Annotated in this window: 26 protein-coding genes; 12 read left to right on the forward strand and 14 right to left on the reverse strand. The window is 44.7% G+C overall.

The genetic code is table 11. The features are described from left to right. The first annotated feature begins 96 nt into the window (after nt 1-96). The 6 genes from A3C46_01855 to A3C46_01880 all read left to right on the forward strand — a co-directional run bounded on the left by A3C46_01855 (nt 97) and on the right by A3C46_01880 (nt 5,827). Complete coding sequence (locus A3C46_01855; protein OGQ23464.1) at nt 97-1,374, forward strand: Tol-Pal system beta propeller repeat protein TolB; 1,278 nt, start codon at nt 97-99, stop codon at nt 1,372-1,374. A 32-nt stretch (nt 1,375-1,406) separates the two neighbouring features. Next, nucleotides 1,407-2,318: a hypothetical protein gene (locus A3C46_01860; protein OGQ23465.1), complete on the forward strand. Its 912-nt coding sequence runs from the start codon at nt 1,407-1,409 to the stop codon at nt 2,316-2,318. 297 nt (nt 2,319-2,615) lie between these two features. Further along, nucleotides 2,616-3,044, forward strand: coding sequence for a hypothetical protein (locus A3C46_01865; GenBank protein OGQ23466.1), 429 nt, complete (start codon nt 2,616-2,618; stop codon nt 3,042-3,044). 71 nt (nt 3,045-3,115) lie between these two features. Beyond that, entirely contained in the window at nt 3,116-3,832 is a 717-nt protein-coding gene (locus tag A3C46_01870; protein ID OGQ23467.1) for a hypothetical protein, read from the forward strand. After that, the gene (locus A3C46_01875; GenBank protein ID OGQ23468.1) at nt 3,816-4,934 is read left to right on the forward strand and encodes a hypothetical protein; all 1,119 of its coding nucleotides are present in this window, start codon (nt 3,816-3,818) and stop codon (nt 4,932-4,934) included. Before A3C46_01870 ends, A3C46_01875 begins: the two co-directional genes overlap by 17 nt. Further along, a complete protein-coding gene (locus A3C46_01880; protein OGQ23469.1) occupies nt 4,931-5,827 on the forward strand; it encodes a hypothetical protein in 897 nt (298 codons plus the stop codon). Before A3C46_01875 ends, A3C46_01880 begins: the two co-directional genes overlap by 4 nt. Nucleotides 5,828-5,855: 28 nt before the next feature. Here A3C46_01880 and A3C46_01885 read toward each other — a convergent pair whose 3' ends face one another. The 4 genes from A3C46_01885 to A3C46_01900 all read right to left on the reverse strand — a co-directional run bounded on the left by A3C46_01885 (nt 5,856) and on the right by A3C46_01900 (nt 9,638). Further along, nucleotides 5,856-6,521, reverse strand: a complete 666-nt coding sequence (locus tag A3C46_01885) for a hypothetical protein (protein ID OGQ23470.1) — start codon at nt 6,519-6,521, stop codon at nt 5,856-5,858. A gap of 212 nt (nt 6,522-6,733) precedes the next feature. Further along, a complete protein-coding gene (locus A3C46_01890) occupies nt 6,734-8,035 on the reverse strand; it encodes an adenosylhomocysteinase (GenBank protein ID OGQ23471.1) in 1,302 nt (433 codons plus the stop codon). 158 nt (nt 8,036-8,193) lie between these two features. Further along, nucleotides 8,194-9,213 (reverse strand): hypothetical protein, encoded by a 1,020-nt coding sequence (locus tag A3C46_01895; GenBank protein OGQ23472.1) that lies wholly within the window; start codon nt 9,211-9,213, stop codon nt 8,194-8,196. After that, nucleotides 9,210-9,638: a Holliday junction DNA helicase RuvA gene (locus tag A3C46_01900; GenBank protein OGQ23563.1), complete on the reverse strand. Its 429-nt coding sequence runs from the start codon at nt 9,636-9,638 to the stop codon at nt 9,210-9,212. The genes A3C46_01895 and A3C46_01900 overlap by 4 nt, the downstream gene beginning before the upstream one ends. A 271-nt stretch (nt 9,639-9,909) precedes the next feature. Between A3C46_01900 and A3C46_01905 the strand changes: the two genes are divergently transcribed. Next, nucleotides 9,910-10,863 (forward strand): hypothetical protein, encoded by a 954-nt coding sequence (locus A3C46_01905; protein ID OGQ23473.1) that lies wholly within the window; start codon nt 9,910-9,912, stop codon nt 10,861-10,863. Between the two features lie 95 nt (nt 10,864-10,958). On the opposite strand, the gene A3C46_01910 is transcribed toward A3C46_01905, so the two are convergent. The 4 genes from A3C46_01910 to A3C46_01925 form a co-directional block, all read right to left on the reverse strand. Further along, complete coding sequence (locus A3C46_01910; protein ID OGQ23564.1) at nt 10,959-11,387, reverse strand: hypothetical protein; 429 nt, start codon at nt 11,385-11,387, stop codon at nt 10,959-10,961. A 194-nt stretch (nt 11,388-11,581) separates the two neighbouring features. Beyond that, complete coding sequence (locus A3C46_01915; protein OGQ23565.1) at nt 11,582-12,454, reverse strand: succinate--CoA ligase subunit alpha; 873 nt, start codon at nt 12,452-12,454, stop codon at nt 11,582-11,584. A 205-nt stretch (nt 12,455-12,659) separates the two neighbouring features. Then, nucleotides 12,660-13,817 (reverse strand): succinate--CoA ligase subunit beta, encoded by a 1,158-nt coding sequence (locus A3C46_01920; GenBank protein ID OGQ23474.1) that lies wholly within the window; start codon nt 13,815-13,817, stop codon nt 12,660-12,662. Between the two features lie 647 nt (nt 13,818-14,464). Beyond that, the gene (locus A3C46_01925; protein OGQ23475.1) at nt 14,465-15,340 is read right to left on the reverse strand and encodes a hypothetical protein; all 876 of its coding nucleotides are present in this window, start codon (nt 15,338-15,340) and stop codon (nt 14,465-14,467) included. A gap of 218 nt (nt 15,341-15,558) precedes the next feature. Between A3C46_01925 and A3C46_01930 the strand changes: the two genes are divergently transcribed. The 4 genes from A3C46_01930 (at nt 15,559) to A3C46_01945 (ending at nt 17,164) form a co-directional block, all read left to right on the forward strand. After that, nucleotides 15,559-15,807 (forward strand): hypothetical protein, encoded by a 249-nt coding sequence (locus tag A3C46_01930; GenBank protein OGQ23476.1) that lies wholly within the window; start codon nt 15,559-15,561, stop codon nt 15,805-15,807. Beyond that, complete coding sequence (locus A3C46_01935; protein OGQ23477.1) at nt 15,804-16,226, forward strand: hypothetical protein; 423 nt, start codon at nt 15,804-15,806, stop codon at nt 16,224-16,226. Before A3C46_01930 ends, A3C46_01935 begins: the two co-directional genes overlap by 4 nt. Before the next feature lie 261 nt (nt 16,227-16,487). Then, complete coding sequence (locus A3C46_01940; protein ID OGQ23478.1) at nt 16,488-16,751, forward strand: hypothetical protein; 264 nt, start codon at nt 16,488-16,490, stop codon at nt 16,749-16,751. Beyond that, a complete protein-coding gene (locus A3C46_01945; protein OGQ23479.1) occupies nt 16,748-17,164 on the forward strand; it encodes a hypothetical protein in 417 nt (138 codons plus the stop codon). The genes A3C46_01940 and A3C46_01945 overlap by 4 nt, the downstream gene beginning before the upstream one ends. Nucleotides 17,165-17,176: 12 nt before the next feature. Here A3C46_01945 and A3C46_01950 read toward each other — a convergent pair whose 3' ends face one another. The 4 genes from A3C46_01950 to A3C46_01965 all read right to left on the reverse strand — a co-directional run bounded on the left by A3C46_01950 (nt 17,177) and on the right by A3C46_01965 (nt 21,425). After that, entirely contained in the window at nt 17,177-17,941 is a 765-nt protein-coding gene (locus A3C46_01950; protein OGQ23480.1) for a hypothetical protein, read from the reverse strand. 139 nt (nt 17,942-18,080) lie between these two features. Beyond that, on the reverse strand, nt 18,081-18,866 hold the full coding sequence (locus A3C46_01955) for a succinate dehydrogenase iron-sulfur subunit (GenBank protein OGQ23481.1): 786 nt from the start codon (nt 18,864-18,866) through the stop codon (nt 18,081-18,083). Between the two features lie 36 nt (nt 18,867-18,902). Next, entirely contained in the window at nt 18,903-20,657 is a 1,755-nt protein-coding gene (locus A3C46_01960; GenBank protein OGQ23482.1) for a succinate dehydrogenase flavoprotein subunit, read from the reverse strand. A 159-nt stretch (nt 20,658-20,816) separates the two neighbouring features. Further along, complete coding sequence (locus A3C46_01965) at nt 20,817-21,425, reverse strand: hypothetical protein (GenBank protein ID OGQ23483.1); 609 nt, start codon at nt 21,423-21,425, stop codon at nt 20,817-20,819. A 113-nt stretch (nt 21,426-21,538) separates the two neighbouring features. Here A3C46_01965 and A3C46_01970 point away from each other — a divergent pair, with 113 nt between their 5' ends. Next, nucleotides 21,539-22,738 carry a hypothetical protein gene (locus A3C46_01970; protein ID OGQ23484.1) on the forward strand — a complete coding sequence of 400 codons (1,200 nt, stop codon included), beginning with the start codon at nt 21,539-21,541 and terminating at the stop codon, nt 22,736-22,738. Between the two features lie 85 nt (nt 22,739-22,823). On the opposite strand, the gene A3C46_01975 is transcribed toward A3C46_01970, so the two are convergent. Together A3C46_01975 and A3C46_01980 are read right to left on the reverse strand one after the other, a co-directional pair. Beyond that, the gene (locus A3C46_01975; GenBank protein OGQ23485.1) at nt 22,824-23,012 is read right to left on the reverse strand and encodes a hypothetical protein; all 189 of its coding nucleotides are present in this window, start codon (nt 23,010-23,012) and stop codon (nt 22,824-22,826) included. 111 nt (nt 23,013-23,123) lie between these two features. After that, nucleotides 23,124-24,704 (reverse strand): phosphoenolpyruvate carboxykinase (ATP), encoded by a 1,581-nt coding sequence (locus A3C46_01980; GenBank protein ID OGQ23486.1) that lies wholly within the window; start codon nt 24,702-24,704, stop codon nt 23,124-23,126. Between the last annotated feature and the right edge of the window lie 83 nt (nt 24,705-24,787).

Raw genomic sequence — 24,787 nt, forward strand, 5'->3', positions numbered from 1 at the left:
GGTTCGACAAGCTCACCATGAGCGAATCAGAAAAATACCTAAAATGAAACAACCGAACATCCTGAGCTTGTCGAAGGATGAGGATATGGAGATTTTATGAAAGAATTTCTTCTTTTTATAAGCATTTTTTTCTTTTCTCTTCAACTCGCATCAGCTCGGATTTATATTCCCGTAGATCAATCTTCTGATAAGAAATTCCCCATCGCGGTGGTGGATCTTTTTGGAGGGGAAGAGGGAGCCGAAATCGGCAAGATCATTCGCAACGATTTGGAGCTTTCCGGATATTTCAATGTTCTAGAACCAGGACTTTTTGAAAACAGCGCAGAACAAGAAGGAACTACTCTCGAAACTATTCAGTTTGGTTTCTGGCGTTCTCTTGAAACGCAAGCGCTCGTGAAAGGGAGCATCGAGAAAGAACGGGGCGAATTTATCATCACCCTTCGTCTTTTTGATCCTTTTGGTCCGGTCATGCTCGTCGGGAAACAGTATGTCGGAAAGAAAGAAAATCTTCGCGATATCGCTCATCGTTTCTCAGATGAAATTATGGAAGTCCTCACCGGCATTCGCGGTGTTTTCACCACGCACATTGCGTATGTCGCCTCAAAGGGGAAAAAGAGTCTCGAAGTTTCCGTCATGGATATGGACGGCAAACGAGCCCGAAGACTGACCAAAAACGGAGTCATGAATATTTCTCCTGCCTGGTCTTCAGATGGAAGTCATCTTGTGTTTACCTCCTATATCACAGGCGCTCCAGAAATTTTTTCGATGCGCTCGAATGGTCGTGAAATGACACGACTCACAAAAGATCCTGGAGCAAAATTGACACCTCTCTACACTCCTTCGGGATCTGAGATTATTTATATTTCGACGGAAAGTGGCGAAGCTGAACTCTCTATTATGGATGCAAATGGAAAAAATCAACGTCGTCTGAATACGGGATTTGGAATCGATATTTCTCCGGACATTTCTCCTGATGCGACGGAAATTGTTTTTGCATCGGAACGATCTGGGAATCTGCACTTGTTTAAAATGAATACGGACGGAAGCAATGTGAAACGTTTGACCTTTGTGGGATATCAAAATGACATGCCTTCGTGGTCACCGCGAGCTGATAAGATTGCCTTTGCCGGACGTGACAAAGGAACCTTTGATATTTTTATTATGAATCCTGACGGGAGTAATATTCAACGCCTCACCATTCGCGCAGGAAGCAACGAACATCCCACCTTTTCTCCCGACGGACGTTTTATTGTCTTTTCCTCCACTCGAAGTGGAAGTGAACAAATTTATCTGATGCGTACCGATGGCTCAAATCAGATGCCAATTACAACCTCAGGTGGACGATTACCTGCCTGGAGTCCACGCCTCGAATGAGAGCTGCGCTCTTTTTTGGGTAAGAAAAGAATATGAAAAAGAAAATATACGCCACCATCGACATCGGAACTAATTCTGTACTCCTGTTGATTGCTGAGATGGATACTTCTCATCATATCACGGTTCTTGAAGAAGATGCTGACATCACTCAACTCGGCGAGGGCCTCGCGGCCCTTCACATTATTTCTCCCGCAGCCGTAGAGCGAACGATTGATGTTCTTCAACGCTATCTTGTGCGATGCAAAGCAGAAAGAGTAGAAAAAATCATTGCGGTCGGAACCGAAGCCCTTCGACGAGCAAAAAATGCACCTGCGGTGCTTCAAGAAATCAACACTCAAACTGGAATTGAGATTGAAGTCATTTCCCCTGAACGTGAAGCATGGCTCACCTACCTTGCAGCCACAAAAGATTTTGGCGAAGACATTACCGTCATGGACATCGGAGGGGGTTCAACAGAATTCATTGCCGGAAAAGCGCAACTTCTGAGCATTCCGATTGGATCAGTAACCTTAACCGAAAGTTATCTCCCCTCGAATCCTGCAACACTTCCAGAACAGACAACGTTGGTGAATATTATTGATGAACACTTGAAAACATATTTAAAAAATCCTTCTCCTTGGAAAAAGCGCACCTTTGTGGCAACAGCGGGAACAGCCACAACAATTGCAGCTATGCATTTAAAGCTCGATTCGTACGATCAAGCTCGCGTGCATGGATTGTCCATGACACAACACGATGTCACTTCGATTGAAAAGATTGTTCTCCCTCTTACAACCCAAGAAAGAGCGCAGCTCCCGGGACTCCATCCCAAACGCGCCCCCTTTATTCTTGCGGGAAGTATTCTTCTCGAACGTGCCATGCATTATCTCGGATATGACTGCGTCATGGTCAGTGATCGCGGACTAAGGTGGGGATTGCTTTACAGCAAAATTACCAATAACTGACAGTTAGTTATTGGTTTCACGCAACCTTATGTAGATACCCACGCGCAAGCGCGCAACAGCCGCATTCACCCATGCCCAAGGGCATAGCCCTCTGCGCGCGGGATAGAGTGAATAAGTTTTTCAAGAGGTTGTCATCCCGCACCCCCCCGAAAGTCTGACTATTTCGCTCGCAGCGCAATGACTCGATACAAGCTCGGCTTCCTGTTTCTTGACGGGGTTGACAAGATAAAATGAATTGTATACTATAGTTGACAAATTTATAAAATATACATGAATTTACAAATAGTTAAAAATATTATGATTCAAATAAATCTCACACAAACTGATCTTTCAGTACTTGCACATGTTTCACGCGCTGCCGTTTCAAAATGGTTTCGAAGTGAATCCAATTGGGTCAATGTCGAAACCAACACTCTACGAACTCTTGCTCACGAACTTTCACTTCCTCCAGATCTCTTTTTGAAAGAGATATCCGATCTCGCTCCTTATACAACCCACTTCTTATGGGATCGGCTCTATCCGTCGATGGAAAGTTTTGTGCAAGCACTTGTGCAAGGTCGATTACAAGCAATCGCTCGATTGGTTCAGATGCTTGGCTTTCATCAATCGATATTTGTCATTGGCAAAAAAACCGTGACACACTTTGAAAAATATAAAAAATATATAAAACCCGCGCGACGAAAACAGTTGGAGGTGTTGTGGCCACTTTACAATTCTCAGCTCTAACTCCACGGACATCTATCTCTCCTGTATCAAGTCCTGCAGCACTCCGCGAAGCATTACTCCATATTTTCTCCATGAGCAGTAAAGGTTTGTGGCTCGTCGGAGGTACAGCGATTGCTGGTTATTTTGCAGAACACCGACGTTCGGATGATTTAGATCTTTTTGCGCTTCATCAACAAGCATTTCAAAGCGCTGTCTATGCTGTAAAGTCGCTCAAAAAATTGGGGGCAGAGTTTCAACGAGAGTTAAGCACCCCTCTTTTTTATCGAACTGACATTTTTTTTAAAGGTCATACATTCACAGCTGATGTCGTCCTTGATGAAAATTTAGGACACATTGGAAAGGCATTTCGAACAACAGACGGTGTCGTCGTTGCAGATCTCCAGACACTTCTTGCCATGAAAATTGCTTGTCTTGTAAGTCGCTGCTCTGAAAAAGACCTTTTCGATCTCGATTGGATTCTTGCTCACCTCAAAGCGTGGTCCGTGAGCGATCTTATCGAACTTGCTTCTCCGATTGATGGAGGTCTTACCGTTGAAAGCTTGCTCATCAGTCTTCAAGGAACAATCTTGAGAAAATCGGCTTGTTCTTTTCTTCTCCCCAACTCTTCTTTGAATGAAAATAGTGTTTACAAAAAAATTACTAAACTTCAAAAACATTTCATTCAACTCCTCTTTGCTTATGAAAAAAAAGAGCCTCCCCTCTCAGAATCAGAAGCCATCATTGAATCATTCAAGCAACAACGACAACTCGCGCGACACAAGGCAAAAAAAGATGAAAGAAACAAATAACATTCTCACTCGTCATGCCCACATGGTTCTTGATCCCTATCGCACTGAACCGCTCGTGCAAGCGATTGAAAAAACAGTGAAGCCTGGTAATCTCGTCCTCGATATTGGGACCGGCATTGGGATTCTCGCACTTGTTGCAGCGCGTGCAGGCGCGAAACAGGTCTTTGCCATTGATGTTGATGGCGAAAGTCTGGAACTCGCACGGTTTTTTGCAAAGCAACATAATCTTGAAAAAAAAATTACTTTTCTTGAAGGATTATCGTTTGATCTGGAACTTGACGAACGTGTTGATGTCATTCTCTGTGAAACCATCGGCTCAGCTTGTTTTGATGAAAATATTCTCGCAACCCTTTATGACGCCAAAAAACGTCTCCTCAAACGCAGTGGAAAAATCATTCCACAAAAGGCTGAATTGCACGGCTCACTGATAGGAGAAACTTTTTCAAAACAGATGAAGAATAGGGTGTCGCCGACGCTGGATCCCAGGGGCGCCCCACCAAAGCTTTATGGGTGGGGAGGTGGAACAGCGGAGGGGACGGGCCCCGCAACGGCAGAAGTTTTGAAAAAGTTTCTCCACTGGAACAATGTCGCTGGCTTCGATCTTGCAGTAACGAAAAGTCATTTTGGAATTGATCATTATTCGGGTGACGCCGGAGCGTGTTCCGGGAGGTCTCCGTCTTTAGCGGAGAGCCGGAACACCGCAGGAGGCAGGACCCGTAACAATATGAATTCAAAAATGACTTTTCGCAGTCCTATGGCAGACGACATTTCAAAATATCAATTCCTGACACAACCTCAACTCTTAGCCTCCATCGATTTTCAAAAAAAATTTGGACCGAGCCTTCACGTGAAAGAGTCATTCAAAATTCAAGATGATGGCATCATCACGGGACTTGGAGTTTGGCCAAAAGTAACGTGGGCTGAAGGATGTGTCACCGTGGCATCTCCCGATAAACCACAAACGCACTGGGGACAAGCTCTTCTTGACACAAAAAAAATTCCCGCAAAAAAAGGAGAACACGTCAGCGTTGAATTGATCATTGAGCCACATTCGGAAGATTCCTTGACGCAAACAGAACTTCTCTGGAAAGTAATCACATGACAAAAACATTGCTTCAAAAAGAATGGTTCATGATCGTGCTGCTTGTCATTGCAACGCTTGTGTGGGGGAGCACGTTTATTTTAACGAAGTGGGCGGTCGAAGATATCGATGTCTCATATTTTCTTTTCCTCCGTTATTTGATTTCATTCATCACACTTGCTCTTCTTTTTCCAAAAAAACTGATCTCTCTCCGCTTACCAACTTTGAAATCAGGATTTTTCTTAAGTCTTTTTCTCACCGCTATTTTTCTCACGCAAACAGAAGGTTTGAAAATCACCACAGCCTCAAACAGCGCTCTCATTACCGGGCTCTACATTGTTTTCATTCCGCTTGTTTCTTATTTTCTTTTCAAAACGCAATCTGCAATTCCATCACTGCTTGGAATTCCGATTTCCACCATCGGGCTCATTCTCCTCACTCAATATAGTTACACGGGCATGAACAAGGGAGACCTGCTCACGCTTCTGTGTGCGATTTTTTCCGCGCTCCACATTGTCTACACCGGAAAAGCAGCCCCTCATCATAGCAGTCGTTCGTTAATGATTGTGCAGTGTCTCTTTGTCGCCCTTTTTTGTGGGGCTCTCGCCCTTTCCAGAGGAAGCTTCACGAGCATACTCTCTTCGCGTGTCATTCTTGCTCTTTTGACAACCTCTCTTGGCTGCACGGTTTTTGCTTTTACGGTTCAGATTATTGCTCAGCGGATTATCGATCCGACTCGGGCTGGTCTCATTTTTGCTCTTGAAACTGTGTTTGGAGCTTTTTTTGCTTCATGGTGGGGAGGAGAGCGGATGACATCAATCTCCTTCTTCGGCGCTTGCCTCATGGTCATCGGCATTCTGGTTTCTGAAATGAGCCCTTTGGTGCGAAAACTTGTCGCCCGCCGCGAAAAATAATGACCAGTAAGCGTCAGACACTTACTGGTCACACAGGTCGTTGAAGCACTTGGCTTGAAAATAAACGAAAGAAACGTTGCCCTCTTCTTGAATCCACTCTCATTTTTCCTTCAAAAATCTGTTCTTCAAGAACATCTTCATCGAGTTCACAAAGAAAGAGACTTTGATAAACTCGTTTTCGATCCTGAGGGCGTGCCGCCAATGTACTATAACTTGTGTGCGGTCGGAGAGAGATCCCTGGATGATGAAAACCCTGCGTATAGAATTTATGACTACTCCATTCCCATTCAGCAGGATGTTTCACAAGTCCTGCCCTGACAGGATTCAAATCAAGATAACGCATACAGGCCATCGCATACTCATCAGTATCAACCACAAATGATCGATATCGGGCTCTCCAGATATGACCACATCGTTGATGCCGACGGTTAAAATCGTGTGCAAATGTCATACAAATACGTTGCATGATCTCATTGAGATGGAATCCATCATGTGTGGTGAGCATAAGATGAATATGAGTTTGCAAAAAAACATAGGCATGCAATTCAAAAGAAAGTTTTTTTCGATAGTGTTCGATGATCGACAAAAGAATTTTACAATCTTTGGCATCTGTCAAAATTCTCTGCTTGTTATTAAAACGAGCAATGGCGTGATATCCAATGCCATCACCGAGTACTCTTGCAGGTCGACTCATGCATTCTCCAATAAGTGTCAGACACTTATTGGTAAGAGCAAAGGTTATGCCAGCGATAACTCCCTGAAACTATGAAAAGGTCTTTGACCTTTGTTCCAAAACACGAACAAAAAAATGAACAGACCAGAAAGTGTCTGACACTTACTGGTCGTAAATATAAAAAAAGCGCTTCTTGGAAGAAGCGCTTTTTGTTTCAATTTCAATAGGTTAAACTAATAACGATAAAATTCCGGTTTATAGGGTCCGTCGACCGAAATGTCTAAATACTCTGCCTGTTCTTTGGTCAGTTTGGTAAGCTTCACGCCGAGCTTCTCTAAATGAAGACGCGCTACCTCTTCATCGAGTTTTTTGGGGAGCATATAAACGCCTGGCTTATATTCTTTCGTCCAGAGTTCGATTTGAGCAAGGCATTGATTGGTGAAAGAGTTGCTCATGACGAAAGAAGGATGACCTGTAGCACATCCTAAGTTTACAAGTCTCCCTTCAGCCAAAATAAGAATACTGTGACCATCTTGGAATGTATAGAGATCGACTTGCGGTTTGATTTCTGTTTTTTTCACTTCAGCATGTTTTTGGAACCACGCCATTTCGATTTCCGTATCAAAGTGACCGATGTTGCAGACAATCGCTTTGTCTTTCATCTTCTTCATGTATTCGCCTGTAATCACATGATTACATCCTGTTGCCGTCACAAAAATATCACCATATCTGCAAGCATCATCCATGGTGACGACTTGATATCCTTCCATAGCGGCTTGAAGTGCGTTGATCGGATCAATCTCTGTGATCACCACGCGTGCTCCTAAACTTTTCATCGAATGCGCACAACCCTTTCCGACATCTCCATAACCGGCAACAACCACCACTTTTCCGGCAATCATAATATCCGTGGCACGCTTGATTCCATCAGCAAGAGACTCACGACAGCCGTACAAATTATCAAATTTGGATTTCGTCACGGAGTCGTTCACATTGATACAAGGCGTTTTGAGTTTCCCCTCTTTTTGCATTTGATAGAGTCGATGGACTCCCGTCGTTGTCTCTTCGGTAATCCCTTTCACATGCTTCAAGAGTTCCGGACGCTTCTGGTAGAGAAGGGCCGTAAGGTCCCCACCGTCATCCAAAATCATATTGAGAGGTTTATCGCCAAACATGATCGTCTGCTCAATGCACCAATCATATTCTTTCTCTGTTTCACCCTTCCATGCAAAAACCGGAATCCCAGCAGCAGCAACCGCAGCGGCCGCGTGATCTTGAGTCGAAAAAATATTGCAACTGGACCAACGAACATCAGCTCCAATTTCGATTAAGGTTTCAATGAGGACGGCTGTTTGAATTGTCATATGCAAACATCCTGCAACGCGCGCACCTTTTAGAGGCTTTTGTTTTCCATATTTTGCGCGAATGGCCATGAGCCCTGGCATTTCCTGTTCGGCAAGTTGAATCTCTTTGCGTCCCCATTCAGCAAGATCCATATCTTTCACTTTATAATCAGTAGTGGAGCGACGTGACATTTTGGACTCCTTTGCTGCGAATTGCGTTGCCATAGATATATCCTCCATAAGGTCGAGAAGCTATAGCGACTCATCGAAAAAGCGGCAAGAAAATTATATGAACTATAGACCTAAGACCAAACTGGTGAAGATTTTCTCGCAGGGGACGAAATTGTTTCTTAACGATGTTGTCGTATTTGATATTCCATCACAGCCTTCACATGCTCCGACAGGGTTGATGAAAATTGATGAGAACCATCGTTGCGAGAAACAAAATAGAGATAATCGGTTTGTGCTGGATAAAGCGCTGCCTGGATTGCCGCTCGCCCGACACTTGCAATGGGGCCAGGCGGAAGACCTTTATGGATATAGGTATTATAAGGATGTGGATTTAAAAGATCGTGTTTGCGCAAATTTCCATCAAAGTTGCGGAGACCATAAATCACCGTCGGATCTGTTTGAAGTGGCATCCCCTTCGCAAGACGATTCTGAAAGACCGACGAAATGAGAGCCCGCTCTTCTTCTTTTCCCGTCTCCTTCTCGATAATCGAAGCGAGGGTCATCACCTGGTGACGTGTCATGTTGATCTCTTGTGTGCGCGTTTCATATTCCGCAGAAAAAACATTTTCGAATTCTCGACAAAAAATTTCAAGAACTTCTTCGGCATTTCGCGGTCGATGAAGTTGGTACGTTTCAGGAAAGAGATATCCTTCAAGCGAAGGAACTCCCGGAAATCCTATTTTCTCTGCAAAGACTGGATCATGTGCCAATCGTCGAAAATCGTCGATGAAAACTGGACCCGGAATAAAATCTTGAGTCGCAAGCGAGCGCGCAATGTCGGCAATGGTCCATCCTTCAATAATCTGAAAGGGGAAAAACTTCACATCTCCTTTTTTTAATTTTTGCACCACTTCGCTGAGCGTCATCCCTGCTTCAAATTCATAAAAACCTGCGCGTAGTTTTTGATCGGTTCCGGTGAGTCTCGTCCACAACACAAAAAGTGCAGGCGTTCGCGTTACTTTTTTTGCAGAAAGTTCGTTCGCAATCTGCTTTACGGACATTCCAGGGAAAATATCGAGTTCTATAGCTACAGGGGATTTCCAAAGAGAGAGAGCTGCGTACAGAGAAAAAACAACTCCCAAAAAAAAGAGGACTAAAAAAAATCGGAGAACTTTGAAGCTACGTCGAAAAAAGTTCATGAATGCTCACGAAGATAACTTTCGAGAATAATAACCGCTGCCATTTTGTCGATAACTTTTCTTCTTTTAGCACGACTCACATCCATTTCAATGAGACGCTCTTCCGCTTCAGCGGTCGAATATCTTTCATCCCATCCTTCCACAAGAAGAGGCATTTTCTTCTCTTCAAAGAAAACTTGAAGTTTCTTCTGAAAACGATTGATTTTGTTTGCTTCTTTTCCAACCTCACCTTCTTGATTCAGAGGGATTCCCACAATGACATGTTCCACTTCATAACTATGGCAAAGATCGGCAATCTTCCCAAAATCTTTTGCCGCATTTTGACGTGCAATCGTTTCAAGACCCTGAGCTGTCCATCCAAAGGGATCAGAGATGGCAACGCCAATTCGTTTTGTTCCGACATCAAGACACAGGATTCGTTTCATAAATTGAGCCATTTTCAAATCACATTTTCTCTCGGGGCACGGACGCTGCGGTTATGCTCCGCGCGTCCTCTGTTTTGGTCAGCACATTTTTCTTATGGCATGGAAGTGCTTCCCTCAAAGGTCCCCTGCGAGAAAATCTTCACCAGTTTGATCAAGTTTTATGTCTTTGGTCTAGTCTATAACTTTATATGGTCTTACTTGCTTTTTTTCAATCGTTTCGGCATGTCATGTTTCCGCGATGAAAAAACGAGTACCCAATAAAGGAGTTACCATGAAAACTGTTTTACGCCTTTTTCTTCCCCTTTTCTTTTTTGTGTTTCTTTCTTGCTCTCAATCTCCCTCGGGACAAACTTTTGTTCGTGTGAATGGACAAAAAATCACAGAAGGAGATCTGGGACTCCTTGCAAAGGTTAATCCTCGCATTCAAGTTGAACTTTCAAATCAAGAAGGAAAACAACGCATCTTAGAAAATTTAGTGGAACAGAAGCTTCTTTATAATGAAGCGGTCCGCCAAGGATTACATCGCGAGAAATTGGTCAAAGCAAAAGCAGACCTCTATCGACGCGTGATCATTGCTCAATCGCTTCTTGATGCTGAAGTCGAAAAAGCAGCTCAAAAATACTATAAAGAGAACACACCAGAATTCCAAAAGTTAGAGCTCGCGCACATCATGATCCGATTTGCTGATAATGAAACGCTTGCGAAAACAAAGGCCCCAAAACAACGCCAACAACTTCATACCGAACAAGAAGCTCAAACTCTTATCGAAAAAATTCGCGTTGATATTATTGGTGGAAAAGATTTTACCACGACAGCGCAAGAACTCAGTGAAGATGTGTCGACCAAAACTCGCGGTGGTTCACTGGGAAAAGTTTCAAAAAATGAAAACCGTCTCGTCTCTCGGGGCTACACTCCTCTTTTAGAAAAAGCATTTCAAATGAATGTGGGAGATATCTCAGAACCGATTAAAACCGAAAAGGCATTTCATCTCGTGACCGTGACAAAAGGTGTCGTTGCTCAAACATTTGAAGAAGTGAGCGAAGAACTCACGTTTAAATTTCGCACGCAAGCTCGTACCGATCTGCTTGCTCGACTCAAAAAGGACGCAAAAATTGAATATGCAAATAAAATTGAGAATGAAGCTCCAGCCCCAAATGGATCAACACCACCGGTGCCACAAACTCCGGCACACGAGCATTCTCAGGGTGATGGACATACACAGTAGTCATCGCGAGCCCGAAAGGCGTGGCGATCTCCCGAAAACACTGTCTACAGGAGATTGCTTCGTCGCCAACGCTCCTCGCAATGACATAAGGAACTTTATTTTGAATCAAGGCTGATCGTAATTTTATCGCCTTTTGCAATTACGTGCGATGCAGCAAAGCCAGCATTTACTTCAAGGACATATCGATATGTTACTTGAGATGTTAAAAGATCTGTTGAGAATGGTGTGGTATTTGAAATGATATCGACAATCTTTCCTTCTTCACTCACGAAAAGAATATCGAGTGAAATTTTTGTGTCCTTCATCCAAAATGAATCTTGCACAGTCGTCGGGAAAATAAACCACATGCCGTGATTTTCAGGAAGTGAATCTCTTCCCATGAGTCCTTTTGCTCGCTCTTCTTCTGTCTGTGCAATCTCTACGGTCACGCGATATGTTTTTCCGGAAACAGTTTGAATCTCAGCAGTTGCGAGAGCGAGTTCTGCTGATGCCGTGAGTGGCGGTTTTACACTCGAACTCTTCAGTTCATCTTCTGAAACTTTTTCACAGGCAATGAAAAGAAAAAGGGGAACGCACAAGAAGAAGAAAGCTTTTTCAAAACTCCATAATTCGGGTGACGTCGGAGGTGCGTCCGGGAGGGTCTCCCGCAATAAGCGGGAGGGCCGGAACACCGCAGACGGCAGGACCCGTTGCAAAAGAATGTTTTGAAAAAGCTTTCTTATCTTTTCAAACATGATTGTAAGGTTCTCCCAATATCAGCCGGACTCATTGCTACCTTTACACCACAGGACTGTAACTTTTCAATCTTTTCTGCAGCAGCCCCTTTTCCACCAGCGATAATCGCCCCTGCATGCCCCATTCGTTTTCCTGATGGCGCTGTTCTTCCAGCAATAAAAGCGGCAACCGGTTTTTTCATTTCACGCTGAATAAATTCCGCGGCCTCTTCTTCATCACTTCCACCAATTTCCCCAATCATGACGACCGCCTCTGTGTGAGAGTCTCGTTCAAAGGCCTCCAAACAATCAATAAATTTTGTTCCCGGAACAGGGTCGCCGCCAATGCCGACACAGGTGGACTGGCCAAGACCGAGCTTCGTCAACTGATCAACTGCTTCATACGTCAGCGTTCCACTGCGTGAAACAACTCCAATAGATCCTTGTTTATGAATCATTCCCGGCATGATTCCGATTTTACATTCACCAGGAGTAATAATGCCCGGACAATTCGGACCGATGAGTCGCATCGGTTTTCCTACTAGCTCGCGCTTAATCATGACCATATCGAGAATAGGAATCCCTTCAGTGATGCAGACAATGAGTTCGAGTCCAACACGAAGCGCTTCGCGAATCGCGTCAGCCGCAAACTTTGCAGGAACAAAAATCATCGTGGCGGTCGCGCCAGTTTTTTCTTTTGCTTCGAGAACGGAACCGAAAACCGGAATCCCTTCGACGTTTTGTCCACCTTTTCCCGGAGTCACACCTGCAACGACTTTAGTTCCATAGTCGCGACAACCGAGCGCATGGAATTTTCCATGAGCACCGGTGATTCCCTGAACCATCAGCTTCGTATTTTTATCGATCCATATCGACATAATTTTCACCAATATTGGGGTCTGTTTTAACAGCCCGTATGTCATTGCGAGGAACGTTAGTGACGAAGCAATCTCCTGTAGACAGTGTTTTCAGGAGATCGCCACGCCCGCCACTGAACCATTGGCAGGCTCGCGATGACACTCTTTGCAAATAGACCCTCGTAGGGACGAACGCCGTTCGCTTGAGGGCGTATGCCATACGCCCCTACATTAATGCTGCAACGGCTTTTTCAGCTGCATCAGCAAGTCCCTCTGCAGGAATTAATTTCAAACCTGATGCTGCCAACAACGCACGTCCCTTATCAGCATTTGTCCCTTGCAAACGTACAACTACTGGAACTTTCACGTGCAACTCTTTCGTCGCTGCAATAATCCCTTCTGCGATGACATCGCATTTCATAATACCGCCAAAGATATTGACGAGAATCCCTTTTACTTTGGGATCACGCAGAATAATTTTGAATGCTGCAGAGACATTTTCTTTCGTGGCTGATCCACCAACATCGAGAAAATTTGCCGGCTCTCCACCAGCGAGTTTAATAATGTCCATAGTGGCCATGGCGAGACCAGCACCGTTAACCATGCAGCCGATGTTGCCATCAAGGCTAATGTAACTGAGTCCAAATTTCTTTGCGTCTATTTCAGCCGGGTCTTCCTCAGAAAGGTCGCGCAGCGACTCAAATTCGGGATGACGAAAAAGAGCATTGTCATCGAGCACAATTTTCGCATCGAGCGCTAAGAGTTTCTTCTCTTGCGTTACGACAAGAGGATTAATTTCAAGAAGCGATGCATCAAGTTCGGTGTACGCACGAGCGATGTTCGTCGCAAAGGAAACAAAATCTTGTGCTAGCGTCCCTTCAAGTTTTAACTGTCGAGCCATAGTTTGAAGTTTTGCGGAATCAATGCCAGCAACTGGATCAATCGCAAGTTTTAAAATTTTCTCAGGACTTTTGTGAGCCACTTCTTCAATGTCCATTCCACCTTCAGTTGACGTCATCAAGACAAGGCTTGCTTTTGAACGATCAAGTGTAAGTCCAAGATAGAGTTCTCGGGCAATAGGACAAGCTTCTTCAATGAGGAGTCGTGAAACTTTCTGGCCCGTAGGTCCAGTCTGGTGCGTTATCAATTGCATGCCAAGAATTTGCAATGCAAACGCTCGCGCTTCATCCGCACTCTTGGCGAGCTTGACTCCCCCACCTTTGCCACGGCCGCCTGCATGAATTTGCGCTTTGACCACAACATTTCCACCAAATTGTTTGGCTGCGTCATGGGCTTCATTCACCGAAAACACAACAGCACTCCTGCCAACCGGAATGCCATATTTTTTGAGGAGATCTTTCCCCTGATGTTCATGCAATTTCATGGTGGAGACTGATTATGAGAATTCAAAAAGAAGAACAAGATAAAAAACCCCACCGATCACGCTCATCACGCCGTAGCTTTAGCGTAGGCGGATTACGAATAACCGGTGGGGCAAAGCGTTCTTTGGTCTTCCATGTACAATCGGATGACCAGGATGAAGGAATACCTTTATTGGTGGTGAAAATTCTGCATTTGTTTTCATGAAGCTCCAAGTGAAGCGTCCGAAGATGTTCCTGAATTTGTGTTTTTGCAGACCATAAAAGATATTTGCTCTCGTGAAAGAGGACAAAGTCATCCGTGTAACGTAGGTATAGTCGTTTAACTTTCAACTAGGGTATTGTCATCCTCGCGTAGGCGGGGATCCAGAAAGGATGATAAACATCTGGATTCCTGCTTTCGCAGGAATGACATCGTACTCATGAAAAGTTAAAGCACTATAGGATGTCGAAAAACAAAAGCTCCAATCGATCTCCCAAAAGATAACGTTGCAGCCGGGGAAATTTTGCGATCTGAGGAATCACATACAGTAACAAGTCATAAACTTTGGTGATAATTTGAGGTGAAGACATAAAATGGCCGTGCTTTGGTGAAACACGGCCAAGGGTAAAAAATCAAAGGAAAAAGGTAACGTTATTTCTGTTTGGAGCCCTAGGACGACGCGCAACGAACGCCAAAATCGTAGTAGAAGCCCTCTGGATTGTACTCGAAACAGTACCCAGCCCCCAAGCCCTCTGGATCGTTGACGTACCAGGAACCGCCACATATATAATAAGCGCCATTTTCATACGCCCATATCCAAACGTTCCCATTTCCATCGAAATATTCGGCCATCGTCCCATCTGATTGAGGCCAAGAGACATACACTCCTTTTTCTGCTTGAGCTCCTACATCTCGTGTCGTTTGAGGACAGTTTTCTCCTCTTTTATGGGATTGATCCCGAGCACAAGAGTGAATGGCAAGACGATTCAACGTCCCATCGCTCGATGAATGCAGAAATTGTTGCGGCCCACCAGCGGCACGCGCTGCTTCAGCAGGAAGCGGTAGACGTAAACCCCTACGCTCACATATTTCTTTTGCTCCGAGAACTCTCTTTCCATCCACATCTCTTTGTCTTCCAGGGACAAAGACTAATGGCTGACGTGGGCCATCAAAACCTTTTGGCAAAGAAGGCATTTTTTCAGTCGCAACAACAATGGGAATTGCTCTGAAACCTGGATTTGTTCGCACATCAAACGTAGGACTCCACTTTTGAAACGCTTTCCTTACTTCCACCTCTGTCAACCCCTTGGAAAGAGGAAGAGGAGTTCCTTGTGCATCAAATCTTACCACGTCATAACGAGTTTCAGCAGGTGGAGAAGCAAGAGGTATCTGTTTTCCTTCACCATTCATCATTGGTCCTTGGTCAATGGAATAGGCCCTCACCTCGCTTCCTTCAAAAGGACCACGTCCAACAGGTCCTGCTGAAATCTCTATCATCCTCTTGGAAAGTTTTCCGGCATCTTCTATTGCTGTTGGGACGGCCATAAGATCTCCTCTTCAATAATATCCCCTCACCGCTACTTGTAATATCGTCCTCATTCAAAAAGAGTTTCGCGATATTTCTTTTTAATTTTAAAGTTTTTGAGATTTAGGTTTTTGACTTGTAGTTCAAATAGTTAGACAAATCAATTTTGAAAAAAATTTTAATTTTCTCAAGTAACTTTTTCCTTGAGAAAAAGTACTCTTTAAAGTATCTTTTTATTATGAAAAAAGTACCCCTTAAAGAACTAAAAGAGAATCTTTCCCATTGGACAGAAGAAGCTGCAGGCGGTGAAGTCATTCATATTACCAAGCACAATCGCCCCTATGTAGAACTGTGGCCGGCAGGACAAGAACATCTCCATGTCGGAAAACAGATCGGGAAAACAGCGTTGAAACCAGTACTCAAGGAAGCAAGTAGCGGAAAGTGGCTCGAGGTCTTACAGGAGGATCGTGAGGAAAAAAGCAAATGACGCAAAAGCGAGCCTATATCGACACGTCGGTCTATCTTGGCATTCTTCTCGGCGAAAAAGAGGCTTTGGCTCTTGAGAAACTTTTGAGGCATCACATCCTCTGTTCTAGTGTTCTTCTCTTTGCAGAAGCGGAGAGAAATCTCGTTCGACTCAGTCGAGAAAAAATACTCACGACGGAAGAGTATCGAAAAGCCATGAATCAACTGAAGATTGATTTGGAATCTTTTCTCTTGCGCGATCTCACCATCGATCTCTGCTTGACCGGCTTCTATCCCCCTGTTCGAACACCGAGAACAAGTGACCTCATTCATCTTCGAACCGCACAGTGGTTTCAGCAGAATGGTGGACTCGAGTTATTTGTGACCCTGGACAAGGATCAACGTCATGCCGCAATTGATGTGGGCCTTTCGGTGAATTAAAAAATTACCGCAAAAAACCGATCTTCTAGTACTTGCAAAGCCCTCATATGTCATTGCGAGGAGCAAAGCGACGAAGCAATCTCCCGCTACTAGTGTTCTTCGGGAGATCGCCACGCCCTTCGGGCTCGCGATGACATCTTTGCAAGCAGGCCTCAGAAAAATATCATAGGCCATAGTTAACGATAACATTCGTTTATCGTAACCTATAGGAGATGAAAATCATTTCTTGCCTTATTTAGCCTTTTATGGCTAAATTTGGCTATGGTCATCTCAGTCAAAGTCGGTGAGCTTCGCAATCGTTTAAGTGCCTATCTCAAGCGTGTTCGGCGTGGCGCGGAAGTAGTCGTCACGGATCGCGACACTCCTATTGGACGACTCATTCCTTACGATCAAAAAAATGACGAAAAGTGGGATCTCATTCATCCTCCTAAGGGTTATGAAAAACTCTCTTCTCTCTCTTTTCCAGAGGCGAACGGAGATATTTCAGCGGTTGAGGAACTTCTTCGTGAAAGACGAAAGCGGTGATTTGTTATTTGGATAGTTCCATCATCCTTCGCAAGATTTTTGGTGAAGCTCATCCTCTTCGAGAGTGGAGCAAGATCAAACAAGGGTTTTCAAGTCGATTATTGCGCATTGAATGTTTGCGGACGATTGATCGTTTGCGTTCCAAACATATGCTCACTCCAGAAAAAGTTGCTCAGAGATTAACGGCACTTCAATCAGTGCTTGCGCATGTCGGCATTCTTCCGCTGAGTCCCCGCGTGCAAGAGCGAACGGAAGAACCTTTCTCCTTGCCACTTGGAACACTCGATGCTTTTCATCTTGCGACTGCACTTTTATGGCGAGCTCACGGTAATGATTTTATCTTTGCAACACACGATAAAGTTTTAGGCCTCGCTGCAAAGGCCGAAGGCTTTCAGGTAATTGGGGTTGAGTAGAAAAATGAATCTTTATTTTCCGGTTTCAAGTTTGGCGAGTTCACGCTGATGAGCAAGTATGATTGCTCGGTGTATAAAAATTTGATCCAGTAGTGCAGATTCAGGTTTCATACCCAGTTCTTGACAAATGCGGGAAGCCAAAAGTTTACCCCCATAGACATCAGCCTTTGGAAGCGCTCTGTCAACGGTTCTGAGAATAAGCCGATCAAAGATTCTCTTGCCTTCAGTCGTTGAAACTAAAGTCTTAAGATCCGGATTTTTTGCTCGCAACTCATCAGCAAGGCGTTTTGTTTTTGCAAGAAGGGTAGCTACATCAGATGTAACCGTGCACTTCGCAAGATCAATGTCTTCGGGAATGCCATAGAGATGAACTATCCTTTGAGAGTCTGTAGGATTGATTTCGTTGACCCTGTAAGCAACCTCCTCAAGGCGACCATATATTCCCTGACATGTTACCGCATCGCCCTGATGAAATACTTTATTATTTGCATGATAAAGATTAGCCTCACTCACGAATCGAAGATAGTCACGCGATTGCGACCGATATCTTGGATCAGTACGTGCAACATCATTCCTTGGAATTGTTTCACTATAAGTGTATGTGGTTTCTCCAGATTCAGAAAACAGCTTCTCTTTATAAGGACCACCTTCTGTGCAATATTGAGTCCAAGATTTATATGTTTCAGGTTTTCCATCTTCATTTAAATCCTTAAGAGTAAACGGTTTTTCATCTGCGTTCCAGCAATGAATCATCCCTGGTATTCCTCCGGCAAACATAACGGTTTCCTTTCTGTTTTGTATGATTTCTCTTTCACCTCTTCGGATGCTTCATGAAAACGTTGCTGATTATTTTCAATACTATACATGTCTAAAAAATTCGAGGGGGGCATGACCCAAAGAATATCGGAAATGAAAATTACCCACGAAAGAATTTTTTGATCCCATACTTCGTCACATCCCAGCCAACCGTGGCGATGGCTTCGAGAAGAGGGATACCTTTAGGACAATAGGCTTCGCAGTTCTGCGCATTACCGCAATCGGCGATGCCACCCGGGCCCATGACAGCTTCCAGACGCTTCCCTGCTTCCATTTTTCCGAGAGGATGTTGATTCAAAAGCGCGACTTGGCCAATAGCAAAAGCTCCCATAAATGCTGAGCGATCATTATATTGAGGACACGATTCGCAACAACAACCGCACATAATACATTTTGAAAATCGATAGGCACGTTGCTGATCTTCTGGTGAAAGACGCGGACCTGGACCCTGGTTGTGATAACCATCAACCGTTACCCATGCATTCACTTTTTTGAGCGCTTCAAACATACGCGAACGATCAACCCGTAAATCACGAATCACCGGAAACTTAGACATTGGCTCAAGGACAATAGGCTGGGTAAGGTGATCCACGAGCGTTGAACAGGACATACGCACCCGGCCGTTAATCAGCATGGGACATGAACCACACACCTCTTCGAGACAAGAATAATCCCATGCAACAGGTGTCGAGCGAAGGCCATCGGTATTCACCGGATTTTCCTGAATGAGCATGAGGAGCATAATGATATTCATCGAAGGTCGATAAGGAACATCAAACGATTCCCAATAGGAAAGATCTTTTGGACTATCCTGGCGTTTAATTTTGACTCTAATGGTATCCATGTTCACTCCTGTCATTCCCATGAAAATGGGAATCTCCTGCATATCTTGAGATTCCCGCTTTCGCGGGAATGACAAAAATTATTTTCTCTCCACATCATATCTTCGCTCGATCGGTTCAACACCGTCGATCATAATTGTTTCGCTGTAATCAAAAACCGGTTTGTTCTCAGCGTACGAAACTTTTGTTGTTCGCATCCATTCGGCGTCATTACGCTTCGGAAAATCAGGTTTATAATGTGCTCCGCGACTTTCATTCCGATTGAGCGCTCCTTGCGCTACAATGCGACCGAGCTCAAATTGAACCCAGAGCGATCGCATAAACGGAAGCTGATCATTTGCCCACATCCCTTTATCTGCAATAGAGCAGTGAAGAAATCGTTCTTTGAGTTCATCGATTTTTCCATTCACGGTTTCAAGATGTGGGTTGTGACGCTCAACGTAGACATTATTGGTCATCACATCGGCAAGATCATTTTTAATCTTTCGCGAATTTTCGTAGCCATTCAAATTGAGAAGTTTTCGATTCCAGGTATCTTGTCTCTCTTTTTCTTCTTGAAAAACCGACGATGAAATTTCTGCAGTCGGCTTGCTGACTCCCTTACTATAAGTAACGGCCGCAGGCCCTGAAATTTGGCCACTGTAAATGGTGGAGAGGAGCGAGTTTGCACCGAGACGATTGGCGCCATGATATTGATAGTCGACTTCACCTGCCGCAAAAAATCCTGGAATATTGGTCATGTGTTTGTCATCAACCCAGAGTCCGCCCATGGTGTAGTGAACCGCGGGGAAAATTTTCATCGGCGTGCGGCGGGGATCATCTCCGACAAACTTTTCATAAATTTCGATGATACCGCCAAGCCGAGCTTCCAAACGTTTGCGATCAATATGGGTGAGATCAAGATAGACGACTTCCTGTCCGTCAACACCTAGCCCCATCTCTTTCACCACTTTCCAAATCGCGCGCGAGGCGATGTCGCGAGGAACAGTATTTCCATAAGCGGGATACCACTCTTCTAAAAAATACCAGGGCTTTCCGTTGCGCGGCACCCAAATGCGGCCACCCTCGCCACGACACGCCTCCGACATAAGACGCATCTTGTCGTACCCAGGAATTGCCGTCGGATGAATTTGGACAAACTCGGGATTCGCAAAAATCGCTCCTTGAAGATACGCTTGCGAAGCTGCTGCTCCGTTGTTGTGGGTCGAACCGGTGCACCGACCGTACAGCGTTCCATAGCCGCCCGTCGCTAAGATGACCGCATCTGCGGGAAATGCTCTTGTCTCCATGCTCTTCAAGTCGATCGCGGTGATCCCGCGACAACGTCCTTCGGAATCGCGAATCAGCGACATAAATTCCCAGTTCTCATATTTCTGAACTTGCTCCATCACTTCACATCGTCGCACCTGTTCATCAAGCGCATACATGAGCTGTTGTCCTGTCGTAGAACCTGCAAACGCCGTACGGCGTTTTTTCGCCCCGCCAAATGCGCGCTGATCGATCATCCCCTCAGGGGTGCGATTGAACTGAACTCCCATGCGATCGAAGAGATAGACAATGCCTGGTGCAGCTTCGCACATCGCGCGGATTGGAGATTGATGCGCTAAAAAATCGCCGCCATAACAGGTGTCGCGAAAATGTTCTTCAGGAGAATCCCCATCCCCTTTTGAATTGAGGGCTGCATTGATACCACCTTGCGCGCAGACAGAGTGAGAGCGGCGCACGGGAACGATCGAAAAGAGTTCAACACTCCCGCCAGCGTCGACGGCTTTAATGACGGCAGTGAGACCAGCAAGTCCTCCACCAACAACAATGATTTTTGGTTTTATTGTCATATACTTTCTGTATTCATCAAACTGGTGAAATTTTTCTCTCGGGGTACAGACGCTGCGGTTATGCTCCTCGCGTCTTCTGTTTCCTTCGGCACGTTCTTTTACATCGCATCGACGCGCCTCAGTCAAATGCCCCCTGCGAGAAAAATTTCACCAGTTTGCTCAAAATGCGAATGCTAAACTAATCCCCCATAGCGCCATTCCGAGAAAAAGAACCCATGAAGTCATCGAGACAATATTTTGCGAACGTTTACTCGCCGTAATACCCCACGTGATCAGCATCGTCGCAATGCCATTGGCCATGTGAAACGTCGCTGCCAAAATTCCGATGATATAAAATGTTTTCACTCCACCGGTGGAGAAATAATCATGCATATACGAAGCGGTCACATGATGTCCGGTAAACACCGCCTGCATGCGCGTCATCCAGACGTGATAGAGAAGAAAAGGAACGGCAATGAAGCCTGTAACCCGTTGCATCAGATACATCCAGTTACGATAGGTATTATACGAAGTGACATTCGCTGAACCGGAATACATAATCACAAAACCGAGAAGGATGTGAAAAGCGATAGGGAGAAGAAGAAGGCCTACTTCTAAAAAAATGATAAGTGGAAATTCTTGCGTTGTTTTGACGAGATTGTCGAAGGCCTGAGGACTTTTAAAGATAAAGGAATTAAACGTGAAATGTTGAATCAAAAAAATCGCAAACGGGAAAAAACCTAAGAAGGAATGGAGTCTTCGCAGCCATAAATAACGCCTGTCACTCACGTAAAATCTCCCCAAATGTTGGTTATCCCCTATAAAAAGCCTTGAAATAAAAAGCAACTTTTAAACTTCCAAAGCGATAAGTGATGCGTTAGGCCTTTCTACAGGAGACATCTATGAAACGTACTTTTTCTCTTCTTTTCGCTCTTTTTCTGTGGGGATCAACAACGGGCATCGGTGGTTGCCATAACGCTGAATTGGAAAAGCTCCAAAAGCCAGGAACAGATTTTGATATTAACCCTCCAGCGCCACCTATCGCCTGCACGGTCGAAAACGAAACATATATTATGGAAGGTAAATGTTGCGCGGGATTACAACCACTTGCCTTGAATGTACGTCCGCAACCAGATGGAACGTGTCCGGTCTTCATTGATTACATGAGCGAGCCCATGGTCTGTACTGCATGCGGAAATAAACAATGTGGACTCGGTGAAAATAAATGCAATTGCCCAACAGATTGCCTTGCAGAGACGCCAACCCCACCAACACCTTTGCCACCAGAAGTTTGTTTGAAACAAGGTGAACAAATTCATTTACCTTTTGATGATGGAACTCTTTCACGTGAAGAAGTGGTCAACTTTTGTTGTGAAGGGTTAAGCCAATATATTCTCGATGCAACTTCACAATTTGTTTACATTGAGTGTCGTATCCCAGAAGCTGGAAAAGACTGTGTCAACGAATTTTATCTGTATAACTATGACGTTGCCCATCCCGACCAAAATCCTCAGTGTTGCGCAGGACTCAGACCTACCCTTCTTATGCAACGCATCATTTCTCAAGACGGCATCAATAACTGTCCTGCAATTCCTGAAAGCTATCCTCCACCAATCGCCGAAGCTTGTTCAGCCTGCGGCGACGGCGCATGCGGCATCATTGAAAACGATTGCAACTGTCCGGATGATTGTTCAGGAGCAAAGCCGAGAACTTGTCTCCAGAATAATGAATCGATACAGGTGAGGATTGGTGGACGTGGATCTACAAAGAATATCTGCTGTGAAGGACTTGCCGATTACGTAACTGATATCACTGAAAATAAAATGACCGTGACGTGCCGAACCCCAAATCAAAACACAACCTGTTTAGATGAATTTCAGGTGAGTGATTATATTTCTGACACGGAAAGCAGAGCTATTGGCTGTTGTGAGGAGCTTCAAAGTATTACGATTGAAGAAGATGTCACTGAAGACTCTCAGTGCAAAGCATATCCAGCTGTCTTTCCGCCACCCTATCTCTCTGCCTGCAGCACCTGCGGTGATGGAACCTGCGGTCCCATTGAAAATATCTGCAATTGCCGCGAAGATTGTCCGATTGAGTAACGTGGCCCAAAATGACCAATAAGTGTCTGACACTTATTGGTCACGCTGATTGTCTGACCGAACCTGCAAGTGATGGTTAGTATTGTTAGCGATCTTTACGAAATTTCTTAAGGTCAATTCGAAGATTTATCTTCCCACGCATTTTTCTTAATGCCGCAAAAGCTCTCTTTGCAGTAGCTTTTTGTGTTTGGGAAAGAAGATCTTTAAAAAGAGAAATAGTATTTTTTTTGGTTTGCATGATGAATAAAATGCCATGATCAACGTCGAAAGTCATGTGTCATTCCTGCGAAAGCAGGAATCCAGAGATTTCCTCTCCTGGATCCCCGCCTGCGCGAGGATGACAATCCGCGGAATTAAGTGCACGGCACTTATTTGGAAAAAATCCTCAATATTTTGGGCCGGCGGCCTTCACGGCGGGACTTGCCTCGGAGGCGTACTTCTCGAAATTTTTGGAAAACATCGCGGCGAGTTCTTTGGCTTTTGCATCATAGGCAGTTTTATCAGTCCATGTGTTTCGAGTGTGCAAAAGATTTTTCTCAACACCTGGGACTTCGTTGGGAATGAGCACTTGAAAAATTTCGTGAGGAGTTGTTGTTACGTTCTCCAATTTTCCTGTAAGTGCTGCATCCAAGAGCGAACGCGTTAGTTGAATTTTCATGCGTTTGCCAACACCATACGGTCCACCACTCCAACCCGTATTCACCAACCAGCAGCGAGCGCTACTCTTTTCTAATTTTTTACCTAACATATGAGCGTATTTTGCTGGATGCAGTGGCAGGAAAGGTCCACCAAAACAGGGCGAGAAGGTCGCTTGCGGTTCGGTAATGCCAGCTTCGGTTCCCGCAACTTTCGCGGTGTAACCAGAGAGAAAATGATACATGGCCATTTCCGGTGTTAACTTCGCGATTGGAGGAAGAATGCCGTACGCATCGCAGGTGAGAAAGAAAATATTCTTTGGCTCCGTGCCAACCCCAGAAAGAACACAGTTCGGAATATTATCAACTGGATACGTTGCTCGCGTATTTTCCGTCATCGAACCATCTTCATATTTGACCGCTTTTGTTTTTGGATCGATCACCACATTTTCTAAAACACTTCCATGTCCGATCGCATTCCAAATCTGGGGCTCCGCTTCTTTTGAAAGATTGATGACTTTTGCGTAACAACCCCCTTCAAAGTTGAAGACGCCAGTCTCACTCCAACCATGCTCATCATCGCCAATAAGTCGACGTGTGGGATCAGCGGAAAGCGTTGTTTTTCCTGTGCCTGAAAGACCAAAGAAAAGAGCGGTGTCTTTTTTTGCTCCGACATTTGCGGAACAGTGCATGGGAAAAACATTTTTTTGTGGAAGCAAATAATTCAGAATCGCAAAAATACTTTTCTTTACTTCACCTGCATAATGCGTTCCCAAAATCAAAACACGTTTTCCTGAAAAATCGAGTCCAATAAAAACATCGGAGGTCGCGCCATCTTGTCCTGGAATGGCGGGAAGCCCGCATGCATTGACAACCGTAAACTCCGCTTTGTGCGTTGAAAGTTCTTCTTTGGTTGGTCGCAAAAAAAGCGTTCGAGCAAAAAGACTCTGCCACGCTTTTTCTGTAACGACACGAACCGGCAAGCGATATTTTTTGTCAGCTCCTGCAAAACCATCAAAAAGAAAAAGATCTCGCTGTGAAAGGTGCTCCAGCGCACGCTTCCATTGACGTTCAAAAACTTCGGGGGTGATCGGTTGATTCACACTCCCCCACCAGAGCTGTGGCTGCGTCACGACATCTTGAACAACAAAGCGGTCTTTTGGACTACGACCGGTCCTTGCTCCTGTACTCACAACAAGCGCTTTATTTTCAGCAAGCACGCCTTCACCGCGCTGAAGCGATTGCGTGATCAGTTCATCAACTGTGAGGTTGTGAAAAATTTCTTTTTTGGGAGTAAATCCCAGATGATCCAAGCCAAAAGAGTTTGTCATGTCGATGTCCTTTCTTTTGAGCATCGACTAACGAACCCTTTCAGGAATGACAAGAAAATTAATGTGGCACAACAACAGCCGGA

It is taken from the genome of Deltaproteobacteria bacterium RIFCSPHIGHO2_02_FULL_44_16, assembly GCA_001798185.1.
Classification (GTDB): domain Bacteria; phylum UBA10199; class UBA10199; order 2-02-FULL-44-16; family 2-02-FULL-44-16; genus 2-02-FULL-44-16.

Bases quoted from the DNA above. Each gene is read 5' to 3' on its own strand.
- A3C46_01950 (OGQ23480.1), bottom strand. From the start codon at position 17,941: ATGTTTGCCGGAGGAATACCAGGGATGATTCATTGCTGGAACGCAGAT.
- A3C46_01935 (OGQ23477.1), top strand. From the start codon at position 15,804: ATGACGCAAAAGCGAGCCTATATCGACACGTCGGTCTATCTTGGCATT.
- A3C46_01925 (OGQ23475.1), bottom strand. From the start codon at position 15,340: ATGGCCGTCCCAACAGCAATAGAAGATGCCGGAAAACTTTCCAAGAGG.
- A3C46_01920 (OGQ23474.1), bottom strand. From the start codon at position 13,817: ATGAAATTGCATGAACATCAGGGGAAAGATCTCCTCAAAAAATATGGC.
- A3C46_01895 (OGQ23472.1), bottom strand. From the start codon at position 9,213: ATGAACTTTTTTCGACGTAGCTTCAAAGTTCTCCGATTTTTTTTAGTC.
- A3C46_01870 (OGQ23467.1), top strand. From the start codon at position 3,116: ATGAGCAGTAAAGGTTTGTGGCTCGTCGGAGGTACAGCGATTGCTGGT.
- A3C46_01860 (OGQ23465.1), top strand. From the start codon at position 1,407: ATGAAAAAGAAAATATACGCCACCATCGACATCGGAACTAATTCTGTA.
- A3C46_01940 (OGQ23478.1), top strand. From the start codon at position 16,488: ATGGTCATCTCAGTCAAAGTCGGTGAGCTTCGCAATCGTTTAAGTGCC.
- A3C46_01915 (OGQ23565.1), bottom strand. From the start codon at position 12,454: ATGTCGATATGGATCGATAAAAATACGAAGCTGATGGTTCAGGGAATC.
- A3C46_01970 (OGQ23484.1), top strand. From the start codon at position 21,539: ATGAAACGTACTTTTTCTCTTCTTTTCGCTCTTTTTCTGTGGGGATCA.
- A3C46_01960 (OGQ23482.1), bottom strand. From the start codon at position 20,657: ATGACAATAAAACCAAAAATCATTGTTGTTGGTGGAGGACTTGCTGGT.
- A3C46_01905 (OGQ23473.1), top strand. From the start codon at position 9,910: ATGAAAACTGTTTTACGCCTTTTTCTTCCCCTTTTCTTTTTTGTGTTT.
- A3C46_01890 (OGQ23471.1), bottom strand. From the start codon at position 8,035: ATGTCACGTCGCTCCACTACTGATTATAAAGTGAAAGATATGGATCTT.
- A3C46_01975 (OGQ23485.1), bottom strand. From the start codon at position 23,012: ATGACTTTCGACGTTGATCATGGCATTTTATTCATCATGCAAACCAAA.
- A3C46_01900 (OGQ23563.1), bottom strand. From the start codon at position 9,638: ATGAAACGAATCCTGTGTCTTGATGTCGGAACAAAACGAATTGGCGTT.
- A3C46_01955 (OGQ23481.1), bottom strand. From the start codon at position 18,866: ATGCAGGAGATTCCCATTTTCATGGGAATGACAGGAGTGAACATGGAT.
- A3C46_01875 (OGQ23468.1), top strand. From the start codon at position 3,816: ATGAAAGAAACAAATAACATTCTCACTCGTCATGCCCACATGGTTCTT.
- A3C46_01865 (OGQ23466.1), top strand. From the start codon at position 2,616: ATGATTCAAATAAATCTCACACAAACTGATCTTTCAGTACTTGCACAT.
- A3C46_01855 (OGQ23464.1), top strand. From the start codon at position 97: ATGAAAGAATTTCTTCTTTTTATAAGCATTTTTTTCTTTTCTCTTCAA.
- A3C46_01930 (OGQ23476.1), top strand. From the start codon at position 15,559: ATGAAAAAAGTACCCCTTAAAGAACTAAAAGAGAATCTTTCCCATTGG.
- A3C46_01980 (OGQ23486.1), bottom strand. From the start codon at position 24,704: ATGACAAACTCTTTTGGCTTGGATCATCTGGGATTTACTCCCAAAAAA.
- A3C46_01880 (OGQ23469.1), top strand. From the start codon at position 4,931: ATGACAAAAACATTGCTTCAAAAAGAATGGTTCATGATCGTGCTGCTT.
- A3C46_01885 (OGQ23470.1), bottom strand. From the start codon at position 6,521: ATGAGTCGACCTGCAAGAGTACTCGGTGATGGCATTGGATATCACGCC.